Source organism: Nonomuraea bangladeshensis, from assembly GCF_039529455.1.
Taxonomy (GTDB): Bacteria; Actinomycetota; Actinomycetes; order Streptosporangiales; family Streptosporangiaceae; genus Nonomuraea; species Nonomuraea bangladeshensis.
In genome coordinates this window covers 425,121-444,216 of record NZ_BAAAMV010000010.1, presented here as the reverse complement: position 1 = coordinate 444,216, position 19,096 = coordinate 425,121, and the positions used below count along the sequence as shown (strand labels likewise).

The 19,096-nt window shown below is 72.8% G+C and carries 16 protein-coding genes; all 16 read right to left on the bottom strand.

Translation table 11 applies throughout. The annotated features are described in order from the left end of the window. Positions 1–12 precede the first annotated feature (12 nt). The 16 genes from ABD292_RS34700 to rsmH all read right to left on the bottom strand — a co-directional run bounded on the left by ABD292_RS34700 (position 13) and on the right by rsmH (position 18,990). Positions 13–885: a DivIVA domain-containing protein gene (locus ABD292_RS34700; RefSeq protein WP_344214883.1), complete on the bottom strand. Its 873-nt coding sequence runs from the start codon at positions 883–885 to the stop codon at positions 13–15. A 107-nt stretch (positions 886–992) separates the two neighbouring features. Then, positions 993–1,280, bottom strand: a complete 288-nt coding sequence (locus ABD292_RS34695; RefSeq protein ID WP_020545512.1) for a YggT family protein — start codon at positions 1,278–1,280, stop codon at positions 993–995. Positions 1,281–1,360: 80 nt separating this feature from the next. Continuing rightward, positions 1,361–1,861, bottom strand: coding sequence for a cell division protein SepF (locus ABD292_RS34690; RefSeq protein ID WP_091076051.1), 501 nt, complete (start codon positions 1,859–1,861; stop codon positions 1,361–1,363). Between the two features lie 142 nt (positions 1,862–2,003). Continuing rightward, positions 2,004–2,753: a YggS family pyridoxal phosphate-dependent enzyme gene (locus tag ABD292_RS34685; RefSeq protein WP_371250252.1), complete on the bottom strand. Its 750-nt coding sequence runs from the start codon at positions 2,751–2,753 to the stop codon at positions 2,004–2,006. A 47-nt stretch (positions 2,754–2,800) separates the two neighbouring features. Then, on the bottom strand, positions 2,801–4,252 hold the full coding sequence (gene ftsZ / locus ABD292_RS34680) for a cell division protein FtsZ (protein WP_344214877.1): 1,452 nt from the start codon (positions 4,250–4,252) through the stop codon (positions 2,801–2,803). Between the two features lie 334 nt (positions 4,253–4,586). Then, positions 4,587–5,252, bottom strand: a complete 666-nt coding sequence (locus ABD292_RS34675) for a cell division protein FtsQ/DivIB (RefSeq protein ID WP_344214875.1) — start codon at positions 5,250–5,252, stop codon at positions 4,587–4,589. A gap of 80 nt (positions 5,253–5,332) precedes the next feature. Beyond that, complete coding sequence (murC, locus tag ABD292_RS34670; RefSeq protein ID WP_344214873.1) at positions 5,333–6,736, bottom strand: UDP-N-acetylmuramate--L-alanine ligase; 1,404 nt, start codon at positions 6,734–6,736, stop codon at positions 5,333–5,335. After that, positions 6,733–7,809: an undecaprenyldiphospho-muramoylpentapeptide beta-N-acetylglucosaminyltransferase gene (gene murG, locus ABD292_RS34665; protein WP_344214871.1), complete on the bottom strand. Its 1,077-nt coding sequence runs from the start codon at positions 7,807–7,809 to the stop codon at positions 6,733–6,735. The genes murC and murG overlap by 4 nt, the downstream gene beginning before the upstream one ends. Before the next feature lie 12 nt (positions 7,810–7,821). Next, positions 7,822–9,117: a putative lipid II flippase FtsW gene (gene ftsW / locus ABD292_RS34660; RefSeq protein ID WP_344214869.1), complete on the bottom strand. Its 1,296-nt coding sequence runs from the start codon at positions 9,115–9,117 to the stop codon at positions 7,822–7,824. Beyond that, complete coding sequence (gene murD, locus ABD292_RS34655; RefSeq protein ID WP_344214867.1) at positions 9,114–10,490, bottom strand: UDP-N-acetylmuramoyl-L-alanine--D-glutamate ligase; 1,377 nt, start codon at positions 10,488–10,490, stop codon at positions 9,114–9,116. Before murD ends, ftsW begins: the two co-directional genes overlap by 4 nt. Further along, positions 10,487–11,545 carry a phospho-N-acetylmuramoyl-pentapeptide-transferase gene (gene mraY / locus ABD292_RS34650; RefSeq protein WP_329580462.1) on the bottom strand — a complete coding sequence of 353 codons (1,059 nt, stop codon included), beginning with the start codon at positions 11,543–11,545 and terminating at the stop codon, positions 10,487–10,489. Before mraY ends, murD begins: the two co-directional genes overlap by 4 nt. Then, the gene (locus ABD292_RS34645; protein WP_344214865.1) at positions 11,542–12,966 is read right to left on the bottom strand and encodes a UDP-N-acetylmuramoyl-tripeptide--D-alanyl-D-alanine ligase; all 1,425 of its coding nucleotides are present in this window, start codon (positions 12,964–12,966) and stop codon (positions 11,542–11,544) included. The genes mraY and ABD292_RS34645 overlap by 4 nt, the downstream gene beginning before the upstream one ends. After that, positions 12,966–14,504, bottom strand: coding sequence for a UDP-N-acetylmuramoyl-L-alanyl-D-glutamate--2,6-diaminopimelate ligase (locus ABD292_RS34640; protein ID WP_344214863.1), 1,539 nt, complete (start codon positions 14,502–14,504; stop codon positions 12,966–12,968). The genes ABD292_RS34645 and ABD292_RS34640 overlap by 1 nt, the downstream gene beginning before the upstream one ends. A gap of 40 nt (positions 14,505–14,544) precedes the next feature. Further along, positions 14,545–16,278 carry a peptidoglycan D,D-transpeptidase FtsI family protein gene (locus ABD292_RS49190; RefSeq protein WP_486348471.1) on the bottom strand — a complete coding sequence of 578 codons (1,734 nt, stop codon included), beginning with the start codon at positions 16,276–16,278 and terminating at the stop codon, positions 14,545–14,547. Positions 16,279–17,408: 1,130 nt separating this feature from the next. Next, positions 17,409–18,035 carry a hypothetical protein gene (locus ABD292_RS34630; RefSeq protein WP_344214859.1) on the bottom strand — a complete coding sequence of 209 codons (627 nt, stop codon included), beginning with the start codon at positions 18,033–18,035 and terminating at the stop codon, positions 17,409–17,411. Further along, on the bottom strand, positions 18,025–18,990 hold the full coding sequence (gene rsmH, locus ABD292_RS34625) for a 16S rRNA (cytosine(1402)-N(4))-methyltransferase RsmH (RefSeq protein WP_344214857.1): 966 nt from the start codon (positions 18,988–18,990) through the stop codon (positions 18,025–18,027). Before rsmH ends, ABD292_RS34630 begins: the two co-directional genes overlap by 11 nt. Between the last annotated feature and the right edge of the window lie 106 nt (positions 18,991–19,096).

Genomic DNA, 19,096 nt, shown 5'->3' with positions numbered 1-19,096 from the left:
TGACCCGTTACTTTACCGGCGGTCGTTGTGGGGACCGTCACCGCCGGGAAAAGCACCCTGAGGAGCCTCGCCGCCGAAGGGGTTGGGGCTGCCGGGAAGCGGCGGCTGGCCGCCCTGCGGCACGGCGTGCATGGCCGGAGCCTGACCGCCGGGACCACCGGACATGACCGGGAACCCTCCGCTGCCCTCGGCCGAGACGTTGAGCTCGGCGAGCTGGTTCTCCAGGTAGAGCTTGAGCCTGCTGCGGTATTCACGCTCGAAGCTGCGCAGCTCCTCGACCTTGCGCTCCAGCTCGTCGCGGGTCTGCACCAGCGAGCCCATGGCCTGACGGTGGCGCTCCTGCGCGTCGCGCTCCAGGGTCTCGGCGCGGGCGCGGGCGTCGCCGATGACCTGCTCGGCCTGGCGGCGGGCCTTGGTGAGGATCTCGTCGGCCTCGCGGCGGGCGCGGGTGACGGTCTCGTCCGCCTCGCGGCGGGCGTCGGCGATCGCCTGGTCGGCGGTCTGCTGGGCGAGCGCGAGCACGCGGGCCGCGGTGTCCATGTTGTCCTCGGCGGGAGGCATGTTCATGGCCACGGGCATCGGCTGCTGCTGCACCGGCGGCGGCTCGGGGGCCCGCATGGGCTCCGGCTGCGGCGGCGCCATCATCTCGGGCTTGGGCTGCTCCTGGACCGGGGCGGAGGCCATGGGCATGCTCATGCCGCCCGGCACCTTCCCGCGCAGGCACTCGGCCAGCTTGGCTCGGAGCTCCTCGTTCTCTTGGATCAGGCGGTCAAGCTCAGCCTCCACCTCGTCGAGGAAGGCGTCGACCTCTTCCTCGTCGTAGCCCGGCCGCAGCCGGGTGGTACTGAACTGCTTGTTCCGCACATCAGCGGGCGTCAGCGGCATCTTTTTGGTCTCCTTGGCGCGCTTGGAGTCTGTCCGGAGGGACGGTAACCCGAATCACTTCAGCGCGGACACGAGTTGGAACACGACCTGCGCGGCACCGGTCCCGTTCACCGCAGCAGCCCCGCGAGCTGGATCAGGATCAGGACCACGATGAAGAGGACGGTGAAGCTTAGGTCAAAGGCCACCGTACCCAACCGGAGCGGGGGAATGAAACGGCGGAGGAACTTCAGAGGTGGATCCGTCGCGGTGTACGTGGCCTCTGCCAGCACCAGCACGAGCCCGGTCGGCCGCCAGTGTCTGGCGAAGGCCTGCACGGTCTCGAAGATCATTCTGCCGATGAGCAGCACCAAGTAGAGAGACAGGACTACGACCAAGATCTGACCTACGATCGCCACGGCCCGGCCGAGCCTCCACTTCTGATGAGCCCTCCCCGTCTCGCCGAGACCGGGTGGGGTGGGTTGGACATACAGAGACTCTAACTCTGATTGAAGAACCCGCGTTCCGCGATTCGAGCCTTGTCCTCGGCGGTCACCTCGACATTGGCAGGGGACAACAGGAACACCTTGTTGGTAACACGTTCAATGCTTCCGTGTAGGCCAAAGACCAGACCTGCCGCGAAATCGACCAGCCGTTTGGCGTCGCTGTCAACCATTTCGGTCAGGTTCATGATGACCGGGGTGCCGTCGCGGAAGTGCTCGCCGATGGTGCGCGCCTCGTTGTACGTGCGCGGGTGGAGCGTGGTGATGCGGGCCAGATCGGTCGTGCGGCGCTCCAGGATCGCCGTGGAGGGCCTGGGCGCGGGCACCGGGGCGTCAGGCTCGTCGTCGCGGTCCTGGACCGCCACGGGCCGCTCCTCGCCGGTCCGCTGCGCCTCGTCCTCGTAGGCGTAATCGTCCTGGTAGGTCTCATACCTCTCGTAGCGGTCGTCCTCCACGAGACCGAGGTAGACCGCCATCTTGCGCATCGCGCCGGCCATCGCTACGTCGTCCTCCTGCTCATGGTCGCCCTCGCTCGGGCCCGGTGTCCCGGCGCCGAGGCGGTATCACGTGACCCGCTCAGACCCTCCACCGGCTCGACCTCTACCTGATCATGGGCCTGAAGACCCACTTGAGGGGACATTACCTGACGAAGGGCTTGCGACGACCGAGCAACGCCGTACCGACCCGCACGTGTGTCGCGCCGTGCGCGATCGCCTCGGCGAGGTCGCCGCTCATCCCGGCGGAGACCATCGTGGCGCGGGGGTGCTGCTCCTGCACCCGGGTGGCCACCTCGCGCAGCCGGGCGAACGCCTTGGCGGGCTCCTCCCCCAGCGGGGCGACCGCCATGACGCCCCCGAGCCACACGCCCTCGGCCAGCGCCACCTCGTCGGCGAGCTCCGGCACGTCGGCGGGGCGGGCGCCGCCCCTGGCCGGGTCGTCGTCGAGGGCGACCTGGATGAGGCAGCCGACGTCGCGTCCCTGGCGGACCGCCTCGCGGCTGATCGCCTCCACCAGCCGTACACGGTCCACGGAGTGGATCACGTCGGCGTAGGCGACGACGGAGCGGACCTTGTTGGTCTGCAGCTGCCCCACGAAGTGCCAGGTCAGCGGGAGCCCGGCCAGCTCGGCCGCCTTGGGCGCGGCCTCCTGGTCGCGGTTCTCGCCGACGTCGCGCACGCCCAGCTCGGCGAGGATCCTGACGTCCTCGGCCGGGCGGGTCTTGGTGACGGCGATCAGCGTGACCTCGCCCCGGTCGCGGCCCACCGCGCGGCAGGCCGCCGCGATGCTCTCGTCGACCTGGGCGAGGCCGGCCGCGATCTCGTCCCTTCTCACCTGAGTCTCCCTGCGTCTTCGTGCCGGAGTCGTCGCGTCCGGACCTGCCGCGCACATGACGGCGCCGCTCCCGTGTCCCCGGGGAGCGGCGTGGAACGCCTGTGCTACTTGAGGAAGTCGGGAACGTCGAGCTCCTCTTCCTGCTCCTCGAAGATCACCCGGGGACGTTTGGCCGGCTCCTGCATGCGGGAGGTGATGGGCGTGGGCGGGTTGGCGGGCTCGGGAGTGGGCCGCGGGATGGAGACGGGCCCGGACGGCTCGTCGGCGGGCGGCTCCCCGGCCGGCTCGGCGACGGCCTGCACCGGCTCCACCGGCCGCACCGGCTCGGGACGCGGCTCCGGCCTGAACTCCTGCCGGGGCTCGGGGCGCGGCTCGGGGCGGGGCTCAGGACGCGGCTCGGGGCGCGGCTCGGGGCGGGTCTCCGTACGGAAGTCCGCGCGCGGCTCGGGACGGGGCTCCGGGCGTGGCTCGGGGCGCAGCACGGGCGGCTCGGACTTGACGCTGGGCGACGACACGCTCGGCCGCACAGGTGAGGACACCGGGGGCGCGGGCGGCGGCGCGGCGGCGGCGCGGCCGGCCGGCCGCGGCACCTCCTTGACCGCCGGTCCCGGCACGTCGTCGAAGCCGGCCGCGATCACCGTCACGCGCACCTCGTCGCCGAGTGCGTCGTCGATGACCGTGCCGAAGATGATGTTGGCGTCGGGCGCCGCGGCCATCGACACGAGCTGGGCGGCCTCGTTGATCTCGAACAGGCCGAGGTCGGAGCCGCCCGCGATGGACAGCAGCACGCCGTGGGCGCCGTCGATGCTGGCCTCCAGCAGCGGGCTGGAGACCGCCATCTCGGCGGCCGCCACCGAGCGGTCGTCGCCGCGGGCGTGGCCGATGCCCATGAGGGCCGAGCCGGCGCCGGACATGACCGACTTGACGTCGGCGAAGTCCAGGTTGATCAGACCGGGGGTGGTGATGAGGTCGGTGATGCCCTGGACACCGGACAGCAGCACCTGGTCGGCCGCCTTGAACGCGTCCAGCACGCTGACCTGCCGGTCGGAGATCGACAGCAGCCGGTCGTTGGGGATGACGATCAGCGTGTCGACCTCGTCGCGCAGCGTCTCGATGCCCGCCTCGGCCTGCATGGCCCTGCGGCGCCCCTCGAAGCTGAACGGCCTGGTGACGACGCCGATGGTGAGTGCGCCCAGCGACCTGGCGATGTTGGCCACCACGGGGGCGCCGCCGGTGCCGGTGCCGCCGCCCTCGCCCGCCGTGACGAAGACCATGTCGGCCCCCTTGAGGACCTCCTCGATCTCCTCGCGGTGGTCCTCGGCGGCCTTGCGCCCGACGTCGGGGTTGGCGCCCGCGCCCAGTCCGCGCGTGAGCTCGCGGCCCACGTCGAGTTTCACGTCGGCGTCACTCATCAGCAGCGCCTGGGCGTCGGTGTTGATGGCGATGAACTCGACGCCCTTGAGTCCCTCCTCGATCATCCGGTTGACGGCGTTGACTCCGCCGCCGCCGATGCCGACGACCTTGATGACCGCGAGGTAGTTCTGCGGTGCTGCCACGACGAGGGGCCTTTCCGCTCGTTGACTTGCCATTTCGGTGCGGATTGTCTCCGCTTTTTGTCAGTTCGGGTAACTCTCAACCTCAGGTTGAGATTTAGATTTATGTCAACCTGAGGATTGATACGGACAGTAGGAGTTACGCTCCGGGCGGGTCAACTAACCGCGCCGCAAGCACGTCCGGCGTGTCGCGGGCTGTCCGGTTCGCTCCGAAGTCGTGCCTGGTCGGGGCACTCCCCTGGCCGATCACGACTTTAGGCTCTCACGCCGCGACCCCTGCCTCGCACAGCCTGGGCGATGCCGTTGCCGCTGGGTTGCCAGACCCTGACGGTCTTGATCACTTCAGGGTGACCACGTCGGGCGAGCTCACGTCGTAGACGTTCGCCTTCTCGCGCTTCAGCAGCGAGGCCAGGATGCGGCCCTTCTCCTTGGGCCGGTCGGTGCCGCCCCACACGACCGTACGGCCGTCGGACAGCACCAGCGTGACGCCCTCGGCCGTGCCGGCGCGCACCTGCCTGACCTTCGGCGCGATCGCGCCGGGAACCGCCTTGATGACCTGGAGCGCGGCGACCGTCGCCGGGTCGGTGGCCGAGGGGTTGTCCACCCGGAGCACCGGCAGCAGGGGCGGGACCTCCTGCCTGACCTCGATCACCACGCCCTGGCCGTCCACGATCGCGACCTGGCCGCCCGCGGGGATGGCCGCCACGGCCTCCCGCTCGACGACCTCGATCCGCAGCGTGCCCGGCCAGATCCGGTCCACCTTGGCGCTGGCGAGCTGTCTGATGCCGAGCACCCGCGACTCGACGCCCGCCAGGTCGACGGTGGCCAGGGGGTGCAGGTCGGCCACCGCGGCCTGCCGTTCGATGTGCTCGCGGGAGACTGTGATATTTCCCACGATCTCCACCGAACGCACGCCCAGCACGGGCGAGAAGAACACCAGCCACGCGGCCGTGCCCACCACCCCCGCCGTGAGCAGGACCAGGAACGCCGTCCGCGCCTTCATCGCCCTCCCAGATCACGCATATCGGCACCGAACCTACGCCCGCGCGACGCCTGAGACCCGGCGCCACGCCCGGGTGGCCGTCAGGAGGAGAGCCGGGCGACGATCTGGGGGCCCAGCTCGGTGACGTCGCCGGCGCCCATCGTGAGGACGATGTCGCCCGGCCGCGCCCGCTCGGCCACCAGCGCGGGCACGGCGGCCCGGTCCGGCGCGTACGAGACCCGCTCCGCGGGCAGCGGCACCCGCGAGGCCACCATCGCCCCCGACACGCCCGGCTCCGGGTCCTCACGGGCCCCGTAGACGTCGAGCACGACGACCTCGTCGGCGAGCCCCAGCGCCGCGCCGAACTCGTCGGCGAAGAAGCGGGTGCGCGAGTAGAGGTGCGGCTGGAAGATCGCGACGACCCGCCCGTCGCCCGAGTAGGAGGCGACGACGTCGCGGGCGGCCCGCAGGTCGGCGGCCAGCTCGGTCGGATGGTGGGCGTAGCTGTCGAACACGGCGACGCCCCCGGCCTCCCCCTTGGCCTCGAAGCGCCGTTTGGCCCCCGTGAAGGCCCCCAGGCCCCCTCTGATCTCCTCGAAGGACAGCCCCAGCTCGTCGGCCACGGCGATCGCCGCGGTGGCGTTGAGCGCGTTGTGCGCCCCGGGAACGGCCAGGCGCACGTCTCCGCGCCCCTCGATCTCGAAGACCGTGCCGAACCCGTCGGGCCGGACCCCGGAGAGGCGGTAGTCGGCGCCCTCGGCGGCGCCGTAGGTGCGCACCCGCAGCCCGCGCTCGCGAGCCCGGTCGGCCAGCTCGGCCGAGCCCGGGTCGTCGGCGCAGATCACCAGCAGCGAGCCGACCCGGTCGGCGAAGCGGGCGAAGCTGTCGTGCACGGCCCGCGGGTCGCCGTAGTTGTCGAGGTGGTCGGCCTCGACATTGGTGACCACGGCGATGTCGGGGGCCAGCATGAGGAAGGAGCCGTCGCTCTCGTCGGCCTCGGCCACGAACACCGTGCCGGCCCCGTCGTCGGCGCCGAGCCCGGTGGTGACGAGCTGGCCGCCCACGCAGTAGGACGGGTCGGCGCCGCACTTCTGCAGCGCCACCGTCAGCATCGAGGTCGTGGTGGTCTTGCCGTGGGTGCCGGCGATGGCCACGGCGGTGCGCCCGGCCATCACGGAGGCGAGGGCGGCCGCCCGCGGGATGATCCGCAGCCCCTGCTTGAGCGCCTCGCCCAGCTCGGGGTTGGAGTCGCGGATGGCGGTCGAGACGACGACGGTGTCGACGTCCTTGATGTGCGAGGCGGCGTGGCCGATGTGCACGGACGCGCCGAGCTCGCGCAGCTCGGCGACCAGCTCGGAGCTGCGGGCGTCGCTGCCCGACACGCGCACGCCGCGCTTGAGCAGGATGCGCGCGATGCCGGACATGCCCGCTCCGCCGATGCCGATGAAGTGCACCCGCCCCAGTTCTTCGACGCGGACGGGATCGACCAGCTTCACGAGACTCATCGGGCTATCTCCAACACTTTCCTGGCAAGCATGATATCTGCGTCCTTACGGCCGAGCCTGGCGGCGGCCTCCGACATGGCGGCGACGCGCTCGGGGTCGTGCAGCATCGGCAGCACGTTCCTGATGATCCAGTCGGGCGACAGCTCGGCGTCGTCGACCATGAGCCCGCCCCCGCCGCGCACGATCCGCTCGGCGTTGAGCGCCTGCTCGCCGTTGCCGTGCGGCAGCGGCACGTACGCGGCCGGCAGCCCCACCGCGGTCAGCTCGGCGCAGGTGAGCGCGCCGCTGCGGCACAGGGCCACGTCGGCGGCGGCGTAGGCGAGGTCCATGCGGTCGACGTAGGGCAGCAGGACGTACTGCGGGTCGCCGGGCGGCGGCTCGCGCTCGATGACGTTCTTCGGCCCGATCACGTGCAGCACCTGCACCCCGGCCCCGCGCAGCGCGGGCGCGGCGGCCAGCGCGGCCTCGTTGATCGAGCGGGCCCCCTGCGAGCCGCCGAAGACCAGCAGCGTGGGCCGGTCGGTCTCCAGCCCGAACCACGAGCGCGCCTTGTCGCCCATGGACAGCCGGTCGAGCGTGACGATCTCGCGGCGCAGCGGCGTGCCGATGTAGTCGGCCTTCGGCAGCGCGGCCTCGGGGTGGCCGGTGAAGACGTGCTCGGTGAGCCGCGCGCCGAGCCGGTTGGCCAGCCCGGCGCGCGGGTTGGCCTCGTGGACGACGATCGGCAGGCCGCGCCGCTTGGCCGCCAGGTAGGCGGGCGTGGCGACGTAGCCGCCGAAGCCGACCAGCACGTCGGCCTGGACGCGTTCGAGCACGTTCGCGACCGCGTTGATCGCCCCGGCCAGCCGGCCGGGGACGGTCAGCAGGCTGGGGGTGATCGCGCGCGGCAGCGGGACCGCGGGCACCAGCTCCAGGTCGTAGCCTCTGGCGGGCACCAGCCGGGTCTCCAGGCCGCGATCGGTGCCGACGCAGGTGACGCCGATGCCGGGATCGAGATGGCGCAGCGCGTCCGCAAGGGCTAGCGCGGGCTCGATGTGCCCGGCCGTCCCCCCACCGGCGAGGACCACCCTCATCAAGGTCACTCCCTAACGTGTCGCTCGGCCTCTGGACGTACCCCCCAGGCCCAGCCAGCTTAGGGCCCGCGCGCCGGGTCCGGGGCCACGAGCGGCCAGAGCCTCGCGCGCGCCCGGCTCGTGTTTGGCGAACGACAGCAGCATGCCGAGCGCGGCGAGCGTGGGCAGCAGCGACGAGCCGCCGTACGAGACCAGCGGAAGGGTGATGCCGGTGATGGGCAGGACGCCGAGGACGGCGCCCATGTTGACGATGGCCTGCCCGACGATCCAGGCGACCATGGCGGCCGCGGTCAGCCGGATGAAGGGGTCGTTGACGCGTACGGCGACGCGCAGCCCCGCGTAGCCGAGCAGCCCGAACAGCGCGACGACCAGGAGCGTGCCCATGAGCCCCAGCTCCTCGCCGACGATGGCGAAGATGAAGTCGCTCTCGCCGTGCGGCAGCCAGCTCCACTTCTGCCGGCTCTGGCCGAGCCCCACCCCGAACCAGCCTCCGGAGCCCATCGCGATCTGCCCCTGCACGGCCTGGTAGCCGGCGTCCTGCGCGTCGGCCCAGGGGTTGAGGAAGGCGCCGATGCGCCGCATCCGGTAGGGCTCCACCTTGATCATGATGACCGCGGCCAGCACGGCCAGCGACATGATGCCGCCGAACAGCTTGATCGGCGCGCCCACCACCCACAGCAGGGACAGGAAGACCATGAAGAGCACCAGCGTGGTGCCGAGGTCGCTGCCCAGCAGCACCAGCACGACCATGATGGCGGTGCCCGGCATCAGCGGGATCAGCAGCTGCCGCCATTCGATGCGGCCCTGCCGTGCCCGCCGTGCCAGCAGGTCGGCACCCCACAGCACGAGCGCGAGCTTGGCCGGCTCCGACGGCTGGATGGTGAGGGATCCGACGTAGATCCAGCGCTGCGCGCCCTGCTCCGCGGAGCCGATGAACAGCACCATCACCAGCAGGATGATCGACAGCGCCATCAGCGGATAGCCGGCCCAGCGGAAGAACTTCACCGGCAGGCGCGAGCAGGCGTACATGACCGGCAGGCCGATCGCGGCCGACAGCGACTGCTTGATGAACCACGAGAAGGGGCTGCCGGTCTTCTGCAGCGCCTCGACGCTGGAGGCCGACAGCACCATCATCAGGCCCAGCGCGAGCAGCAGGGCGCCGCACATGATGATCAGGTAGTAGGTGGTGAGCGGCCTGCCGAGCAGCTCGCGCAGGGTGGCGAGCTGCTCGCGGGCCCAGCCCTGCGGCCCCTCGGCGGAGGCAGAGGCGGGGGCGGGGTGCGCGCGCTTCTCGGCGGTCGCGCTCACACCGCTCCCTCGGCCCGCTCCTTCAGCCCGCGTACGGCGCGCGCGAACGCCTCGCCCCGCGCCGGATAGCCGGGGTACATGTCGAGTGAGGCCGCCGACGGGGAGAGCAGCACGGTGTCGCCCGGCGAGGCCAGGCCGGCGGCTGCGATGACGACTTTCTCCATCGCACCAGTGTCCCGATCGGCGATGTCCACGACGGGGACATTCGGGGCGTGTCGCGCGAGGGCTTCGGCGATCTGGGCGCGGTCGGCGCCGAGCAGCACGGCGCCGCGCAGCCGGGGGGCGGCCCGGCGGACGAGGTCGTCCACGTCGGCGCCCTTGAGCTGGCCGCCCGCCACCCACACGACCGACGGGTAGGAGGCCAGGGCGGCGGCGGCGGCGTGCGGGTTGGTGGCCTTGGAGTCGTCCACGTAGTCGACGTCGCCGACCCGCTCGACCAGCGCCAGCCGGTGCGGGTCGGGCACGAAGTCCCGAAGGCCCCGCGCGACCGCCTCGCCGGGCACGCCGAACGCGCGGGCCAGCGCCGCCGCGGCCAGGGCGTTGGCCACGTTGTGCGGGGCGAGGGGGCGGATGTCGCCCAGCGTGGCGAGCTCCTCGGCCGCCTCCACCGGGTCGGCCACGAACGCCCGGTCGACCAGCAGGTCCTCCACGACGCCGAGCTGCCCGGGCTTCGGCACCCGCAGCGTGAACCCGACGGCCCCCGGGTAGGGCGCGGCCAGCCGGGTCGCCTCGGGGTCGTCGGCGTTGTAGATCACGGTGCCCGCGCGCTCGAAGACGCGGCCCTTGGCGGCGGCGTACGCCTCCATGGAGCCGTGCCAGTCGAGGTGGTCGGGGGCGACGTTGAGCACGGCCGCGGCGTGCGGGGCCAGCGTGGCCGACCAGTGGAGCTGGAAGCTGGACAGCTCGACGGCCAGCACGTCGTACGGCTCCGCGACCGCCCGCACCACGGGCAGGCCCACGTTGCCCACGGCCAGGGCCTTGTGCCCGGCGGCGAGCAGGATCGAGGTGAGCATGCGCACGGCGGTGGTCTTGCCGTTGGTGCCGGTCAGGGCGAGCCACGGGGCGGCCTGGGCCGGGCGCAGCCGCCAGGCCAGCTCGACCTCCCCCACGACCTCCACGCCCGCCTCCAGCGCGGCGGCGACGAGCGGGTGGTGCGGCGCCCAGCCGGTGGTGACGAGCCGCGTGGCGCCCTCGGGCAGGGCCATCGCGCCGAAGCGGGTCTCGACGCCGAGCCCGGCCAGCTCGGCCGCGGCGGCGAGCTGGCGCTCCCCCTCGGCGGCCTCCACGACGACGACGCGCTCGCCGCGCCCGGCGAGGGCCCGCGCCACGGCGGTGCCGGAGACGCCGAGCCCGGCGACGCAGGTGAAGGTCATGGCTTGGGCATCCACTCGACGTAGAACAGGCCGAGCCCGAGCGCGGCGCAGAGCATGGCGATGAGCCAGAAGCGGACCACGATCGTGGTCTCCGCCCAGCCCTTGAGCTCGAAGTGGTGCTGGAGCGGGGCCATGCGGAAGACGCGTTTGCCGGTCATCTTGAACGACCCGACCTGGATGATCACGGACAGGGTGATGATCACGCACAGGCCGGCGAGGATGATGAGGAGGAGCTGGGTGCGGGTGGCGATGGCCAGGCCCGCCAGCACGCCGCCGAGGGCGAGCGAGCCGGTGTCGCCCATGAAGATGCGGGCGGGCGGGGCGTTCCACCACAGGAAGCCGATGAGCGCCCCCAGCACCGCCGCGGCGACCACGGCGAGGTCGAGGGGGTCGCGTACCCAGTAGCAGTTGGGGCCGAGCTGGTCGATGCAGTTGTTGCGCAGCTGCCAGTTGCCGATCAGCACGTACGCCGCCAGCACCACGCCGGCGGCGCCGCTCGCCAGGCCGTCGAGCCCGTCGGTGAGGTTCACCGCGTTGGAGAACCCGACGATCATGATGAGCACCCAGATGGTGAACCCGACGATGCCGATCGAAGGGCCGATGTCGCGCAGGAACGACACCCGGGTCTCGGCGGGGGTGATGCCGTAGACGTTGGGCTGGCGGACGACGAGGACGGCGAAGACCGCGCCGACGACGAGCTGGCCGAGCGCCTTGGCGCCGCTGCGCAGGCCGAGGCTGCGCTGCTTGTAGATCTTGATGAAGTCGTCGAGGAACCCGACCGCGCCGAGCCCCGTCATCAGGAACAGCACCAGCGTGCCCGAGACGGTCGGCGGCGTGAGGGTGGCCAGGTGGGAGGCCCCGTAGGCGAACAGTGCGGCCAGGACGAACACGATGCCGCCCATGGTGGGGGTGCCCCGCTTGCCGAGGTGGGCCTGCACGCCCTCCTCCCGGACCTGCTGGCCGATGCCGCGCCGCGTCAAGAGCCGGATCGCCAGCGGGGTGCCCAGCATCGAGAGGATGAGGCCCACCGCGCCGGCGATGATGATGTTGGTCACTGGGGGGCACCTCCGAGGACCAGTTCGGCCGTACGCTCCAGGCCCATGGCGCGCGGGCCCTTGATCAGCACCGCGTCGCCGGGCCGCAGCCACTCGCCGAGCGCGGCGGCGGCCGCGGCGGCGTCGGGGACGTGCACGATGCGCGGCCCGGTCTCGCCGGGCGGGCCGCCCGGCGGCGCCTGCGCGGCCTTCGCGGCCTCGTGGGCGCCCTCCAGGACGGGCTCGGCGTCGGGCCCGGCCACGACGAGGCCCGTCAGGCCCGCACCGCCGGCCAGGACGCCGAGCTCGCGGTTGAGCGCGGCGGCCTCCTCGCCCAGCTCGCGCAGGGCCGCGATGACGGCGAAGCGCCGCCGCCCCTGACCGAGCACGGCGAACGTCTCGAACGCGGCCCGCATCGAGTCGGGGTTGGCGTTGTAGGCGTCGTTGATCACGGTGACGCCGTCGGCCCGCTCACTGACCTCCATCCGCCACCGGCTGGCCGGCGTGGCCTGCGACAGCTCCTCGGCGATGGTGGCGACGGGCAGCCCCAGCTCGTACGCCGCCGCGGCCGCCGCGAGCGCGTTGTCGACCGCGTGGCCGCCGTAGAGCTGGAGCGTGACGGGCGCGGCGCCGGACGGGGTGCGCAGGGTGAAGGAGGCCCGCCCGCGCTCGTCCATGGTGACGTCCTCGGCGCGGATCGCGGCGTCCTCGCCCCGGCCGTAGAAGGTGACCCTGGCCTCGGTGCGCGAAGCCATCTCGCGGACGAGGGGGTCGTCGGCGTTGAGCACCGCCACGCCCTCCCCGGACAGCGCCTCGACCAGCTCGCCCTTGGCCTTGGCGATGGCCTCCTTGCCGCCGAACACGCCGAGGTGGGCGGTGCCGACGTTGAGCACGACGCCGATGCTCGGCGGCGCGATGCGGGTCAGCTCCTTGATGTGGCCGATGTTGCGGGCGGCCAGCTCCAGCACCATGAACCGGGTGTCCTGGTCGGCGCGCAGCACGGTCAGCGGGTGGCCGAGCTCGTTGTTGAAGCTGCCGACGGGGGCGATGGTCGGGCCCATCCTGGCCGTGAGCCGGGCCAGGAGGTCCTTGGTGGTGGTCTTGCCGGCCGAGCCGGTCACGCCGATCACGGTGGTGCGGGGCAGCGCGGCCACCTGCGCGGAGGCCAGCACGGCGAGGGCCGCCGCGGCGTCCTCGACGATCACCGCGGGCGCCTCGACGGGCCTGGTGGCCAGCACGGCGACGGCCCCGGCCCTGACGGCCTGGGCGGCGAAGTCGTGGCCGTCCACGCGCGCGCCCGCGAACGCGACGAACAACGATCCCGGTTCGACGGCCCGCGAGTCGATCACGACGGGCCCGCGCACGACGGCGCGGGGATCGGCCTTGCCCGACAGGGTGCCGGAGGTGATCTCGGCGATCCTGGCCAGCGGCAACGGGATCATCAGTGCTTCCTGCTTTCCGTGCTTTCCTTGCGCGCGTGGATCGCCTCGGCGACGGCCTCGCGGTCGTCGAAGGGGATCACTTCGCCTGAGACGTACTGGCCCTGCTCGTGACCCTTGCCTGCCACGACGATCACGTCGCCGCGCCCGGCCCTGGCGATCGCCAGGCCGATGGCGGCGGCGCGGTCGGGCTCAATGATCACATGAGCGCGGCCGTGCTGCGGAACGCGGAGCGCTCCTTCCATCATCGCCGAGAGAATGGCGAGCGGATCCTCCGTACGGGGATTGTCGCTGGTGAAAATGGCCACATCCGCCAGCTCGGCGGAGATCTCGCCCATGATGGGCCTTTTGCCCTTGTCGCGGTCGCCGCCGCAGCCGAGGACGATGACCAGCCGGCCGGCGGTGACCGTACGCAGCGAGCGCAGCACCGACTCCACCGCGCCCGGTTTGTGCGAGTAGTCGACGATCGCCTGGAAGTCGTCCTCGGCGGTCGTGACGCGCTGCATGCGGCCCGGCACGCCGGCGAGCGTGCCGACGCCGTGCACGGCGGTCTGCAGCGGCACCCCGGCCTCGACCAGGGTGACGATGGCGCCTAGCGCGTTGGCGACGTTGAACGGCCCCGGCAGGGCGATCCGCGCGTCGGCCTCCACGCCGCCGGGACCGGTCACCCGGAAGGCGCTGCCGTCGGCGCCCAGGCGGACGTCCAGCGCCCGCCAGTCGGCCTCCGGGTCGCCCTCCGCCGAGAACGTGGTCATCGGCACCTTGGCCCGGTGCAGCAGCTCGCGGCCGTGGCGGTCGTCGAGGTTGGTGACGCCCGCGCGGCTCAGCTCCGGCTGGAACAGCCGCGTCTTGGCGGCGAAGTAGTCCTCGAAGTCCTTGTGGAAGTCGAGGTGGTCCTGCGAGAGGTTCGTGAACAGCGCCACGTCGTAGTAGACACCGTCGATCCTGCCGAGGGCGAGCGCGTGGCTGGAGACCTCCATGGCGGCCGCGGTGACGGACCGCTCGCGCATGAGGGCGAACAGGCCGTGCAGCGCCGTGGCCTCCGGCGTGGTCAGCGTCGGCTGGAAGCGCAGCTCGCCCGCGCGGATCTCGACGCCGCCCACCAGGCCCGTCGTGTGCCCGGCCGCCCGCAGGCCCGCCTCCAGCATGAACGTGGTGGTGGACTTGCCGCTGGTGCCGGTCACGCCGAGGACCTGGATGTCGTGGGCCGGCTGGCCGTAGACCCAGGAGGAGATCTGCCCGAGCAGCGCGCGCGGCTCCGGCACGATCAGCACGGGCAGCCCGGTGGCCGCGGCGGCCTCGCGCCCGGCGGGGTCGGTCAGGATCGCCACCGCGCCGCCGGCCATCGCCTGCGCGGCGAACGTGGCGCCGTGCGCCTGGCTGCCGGGCAGGGCGACGTAGAGATCACCTCGCCGGACGTCGCGGGAGTCGATGGTGACGCCGGTCAGGGCGGCGTGAGGCGACCTCGACGTGCCGGAGCCGGCGTCGAGCATGGTCGCGAGCCCGGTCAGCGGGCGAGGCGGATTGGTCGTGGGACGCATAGACGACGGGGGACGCACGGCGAGAGCGTACCTTCCCTGGTCACTCTCCGGCGCGCGTACGCACCGGCGTCGCGGAGGAGCCTGTGGGAGGAATCTTCTTGCTCTTGATGGCGAACGTCATCACATCCTTGAACACGGGGGCCGCGAGCTGCCCGCCGAAGTGCCCGTTCTTCGGGTTCTGCAGCACCGACAGCACCACCAGGCGCGGGTCGTCGGCCGGCGCGAAACCGACGAACGAGGCAGTGTAGCCGTCGTAGCGGCCGAGGGCGGCGTCGTAGCGGTTGGCGGTGCCGGTCTTGCCCGCCACCCGGTAGCCGGGGATGGCGGCCAGATGGCCGGTGCCCTCCTCGCCGACGGCGCTCTCCAGCATGGTCGTGATCTCCTTGGCGGTGGTCTCGCTCACCACCCTGGTCTGCTTGCCGGGGGCGGCGGGGACGAAGTGGCCGGATGCGTCCGTGGTGCCCGCCACGATCTGCGGCTCGATCTTGACGCCGCCGTTGGCGATGGTCTGGTAGACGCTGGCCATCTGCAGCGCGGTCACCGACACGCCCTGTCCATAGGCTACGGTGCAGCTCTGGCTGCCGGACCACTTGCGGTAGTCGGGCAGCAGGCCCGCCTCGGCGCCCGGCACCCCGCCGCCCGGCGTGCTGCCGAAGCCGAACGCCTTCAGCATCGCGTACAGGCGGGCGCTGCCGACCTTGCGCGCGGCCATGATCGTGGCCACGTTGCTGGACTCGGCCATCGCCTGGCGGAACGTCATCGACTCGGCCGCGTGCGCGTGCGCGTCGCGCAGCACCTGGTCGTAGCACTTGATCCGGTCGGGCACCTCGAACACGGTGTCCGGGGTGACCATCCCGGCCTCCAGCGCGGCGGCGGCCGTGATGACCTTGTTGGTGCTGCCCGGCTCGAAGACGTCGGCGGCGGCCTTGTTGATCTGGCTGGAGGCCGGGGCCGAGCGCCAGTTGCCGAGATCGAGCTCGGGGGCGTTGGCCATGGCGACGATCTGCGCGGTGCGCACGTCCATGACGATGACCGTGCCGCTGTCCGCGCCCGACTCCTTGACCTGGTCGGCGACCGACTTCTGGGCGGCCCACTGGACGTCGCGGTCGAGGGTCAGCCGGACGTTCTGGCCGTTGACGGGGGCCGTGCGCTGGCTGCTGGTCATCGGGATCTGCTGGCCGTCGCGGCCGGTCTCCATGCGCTGCTGCCCGTCGCGGCCGGCGAGCAGCTTGTTGCTGGTGCGCTCGATGCCGATCAGGCCCTTGCCCTCGTCGCCGATGAAGCCGATGAGGCTGCCCGCGAGGTCGCCGCCCGGATAGAGGCGGCGGTAGGTCTTCTTCGCGTTCAGCGCCGGGATGGACGCCTGCAGCAGCCGGCTCGCCACGAGCGGGTCGACGTCGCTCGCCAGGCGCTGGTAGCGGGTGTCGGTACGGGCCAGCTTGGCGGCCATGTCCTGCTCGCTCTTGCCGAGCTGCTGGGCGAGGAGCTTGGCGGCCTTCGCGCGCACCCCCGCGTCGGTGATCTTGGATGGGTCGATGGACAGCTCGCGGGCCTCGACCGTCACCGCCAGCTCGTGGCCGTTGACGTCGGTGATCGAGCCGCGCTTGGCGGGGATCGTCTCGACGTGCTGGCGCTGGTCCACGGCGGCGGCCTCGTACACCTTGGAGTCGAGGCCCTGCATCTGGATCAGGCGGCCGGCGAAGATCGACAGGACGAACGTCATGCCGATCAGGCCGATGTTGATGCGCCGGCGCGGGCTGCCGAGCCGCAGCACCAGCGGCGGCTTTGGCGGGCGCGGCGGGGCCGGCGGGCGGCGGCCGAAGCCCCTCGGCGGCGGGACGTCCCCGCCGCGCGGGCCCCGGGGGCCGTCGGCGGGACGGCGCGGCGGGACGCGGTCGCGTTCGCCCGGCCGGGCACGGCGCGGCCCGTCGTCCTGACGCCCGCGCGTGTCGCCACGCGCCCGCCCGTCGTCGTCCTGACGCCCTCGGCCGCGCGCCTCCCCCGGACGCCCCTCCCGGAGCGTCCGCCGGTCGTTGCGATCCTGGACCCGCCCCCGCATGCGGTCATCGTCCCGCTCACCGGCAACACGCCGCGACCGCCCCGCGTCATCACGCTCGGCGGAGGAACGGCGGGAAGGGCCGTCGTCGTCACGCTCGGCGGAGGTACGGCGGGAGCGGCCGTCGTCGTCACGCTCGGCCGAGGAGCGACGCGAACGGCCGTTGTCGTCGCGCTCAGCGGAGGAGCGGCGGGAGCGGCCATGGCCGTCACGCTCAGCGTCCGTGCGGCGGGGACGGCCGTCGTCGTCCCGCTCGGCGGAGGAGCGGCGCGGACGGCCGTCGTCGTCACGCTCGGCGGCCGTGCGGCGTGGGCGGTCGTCGTCGCCACGACTGCCTGGGGTGCGGGTGCGTGGGCCGGGGTCGCGGCTCTGGGCGGCGGTGCGGCCGCGGGGGCGGTCGTCCTCGCTGGACGGGCGGCGGCGGGAGCCCGGCTCGCCGGTGGCGCCGCGGGGGCGGCCGCGGCCGTCCTCGGGGCCGGCCCGGCCGCCCGCGCGGCGGTCGCGTCCACCCTCGGCCCGTCCGCGCCCACCGGCGCGGCCCCCCGTGGAGCGGCGGTCGCCGGGGTCGGCGCCGTCGGAGGGTGGGGGGTCGTCGTCGCGGGAGGGGCGGGCCCGCGGGTCGTCGTCGGGGCCGAACGGCAGGTCCAGCGGGTCGGGCCGCTTGCGCGGCTGCCGGGGCGGGTTGTCCGGCGGCGCCGGGCGGCCCGCGCCGTCCGAACGGGCGGAGCCGCCCTGACGCCCCGCCCGTCCAGGTCCGCCCGGCGTACGACGAGCGGCGCCGGGCCCTCCTTGAGAGCCGGCGCCGCCAGCGCCGCGGCCGGGTCCCTGCCCCCTGCCGCCTGATTCCCTCACCGCTGCGTGTCCGCCTGGCGTGCCTGGTCACCGTTCCAGACGTTGACGCTGTCCCAGTCGGGGTGCTGCCCCTGCTGCTCGGCGAGCTCGGCGAGGACGCCGGGCTGGTTCTTGCGCTGGTAGTCCTGCTCGATCTTCTCCTTCTCCTGCCGCGCCACCGCGATCTGCTCGCGCAGCTTGGCGTCGGTGATGGCGTCCTGCGCGAGCATGGTGTTGAGCAGCAACAGGCTGACCAGGCCGCCGGACATCAGCCCGACGACGAGCAGCACGAACGGCGTGCGCTGGCGCCGCGCGGGCCGCCGCCCCGCCGCGGGCCGCGCCTGGGCGCCCGCGGGCCTGCCCGCCGCATCGGGACGCGCGCCGGAACGGGTCCCGGGACGCGCGGTGGTACGGGGGTCGGTACGAGTGCCCGGACGCGCGTCGGTGCGGGTGCGCGTCTTCGTCTGCTGCGGCTCGGCGGGCTGCGGCTTGGACTGGAGCGGGGCCGGGGAGCGGCGCACGCCGGTCCGGGGGACCGTCTTGGCCCCCGTCTTGCCACCCGCCTTGGAACCCACCTTGGACGCTGCGGCGGGCGCCGCGCGGCGCACGGCCGCGACCCGGCCGGTCTCCTGCTCAGTCGTCAACACGGATCCTCTCTGCCGCCCGTAGCCGGGCCGAGGTCGCCCGCGGGTTGCGGGCGACTTCTTCTTCGCTCGGGAGCTCCGCTCCCCTCGTCAGCAGGCGGAACCTGGGCTGGTGAGCCTCCAGGGGGACGGGCAGCCCGGGGGGGCTGGTGTCCCTGGTTCGCGCCGTGAGGGCCTGCTTGGTGAGCCGGTCCTCAAGTGAGTGGTATGAGAGCACGACGACTCGACCACCCAGGGCGAGCGCGTCGAGTGCCGCGGGCAGCGCCGCCTCCAGGGCGGACAGTTCCGCGTTCACCTCGATGCGCAGCGCCTGAAAAGTCCTCTTGGCGGGGTTTCCCCCGGTGCGCCGGGTAGCGGCGGGGATCGCGTCGCGCACGATGTCCGCGAGCCGCTTGGTCGAGGTTATTGCCTCTTTGGCGCGTTCTTTGATGATCAGGCCCGCGACACGCGGAGCGAATCGCTCCTCGCCGTAGACGCGCAGGATGCGGGTCAGCTCGGCGGCAGAGTAGGTGTTGACCACCGTCTCCGCCGTCAGCTCCTGCTCGGTGTCCATGCGCATGTCGAGCGGCGCGTCGTAGGAGTAGGCGAACCCCCGCTCGGCCTCGTCGAGCTGCGGCGAGGACACCCCGAGGTCGAACAGCACCCCGTTGACGACGGGACGCCCGGCCCGCGCGAGCACCTCCCGCAGGTCGCCGGACGAGGCGTGGACCAGCGTGATGCGGTCCGCGTACGGGCTCAGCCTGCGTGTGGAGTGCTCGATCGCGAACGGGTCGCGGTCGATCCCGATCAGGTGAAGCGACGGGTGGGCCGCGAGCAGGGCCTCAGAATGGCCGCCGAGGCCGAGATTGGCGTCGACCACGACGGGATCGGGGCCGGTGAGCGCGGGGCCCAGCAGTTCCAGTACGCGGCCGAGCATCACCGGAACGTGACCACCCGTGCCGACGTCGTCCTGCATCTCCAACCCCCCTTTCGCGTCCTTGCTCGCGGATGACGCGTGTCGATCGATCCGGTTCTTCCTGGGTCCCCACCCGGCGCCGCCCGGCCAGGTCCCCATCCGCACC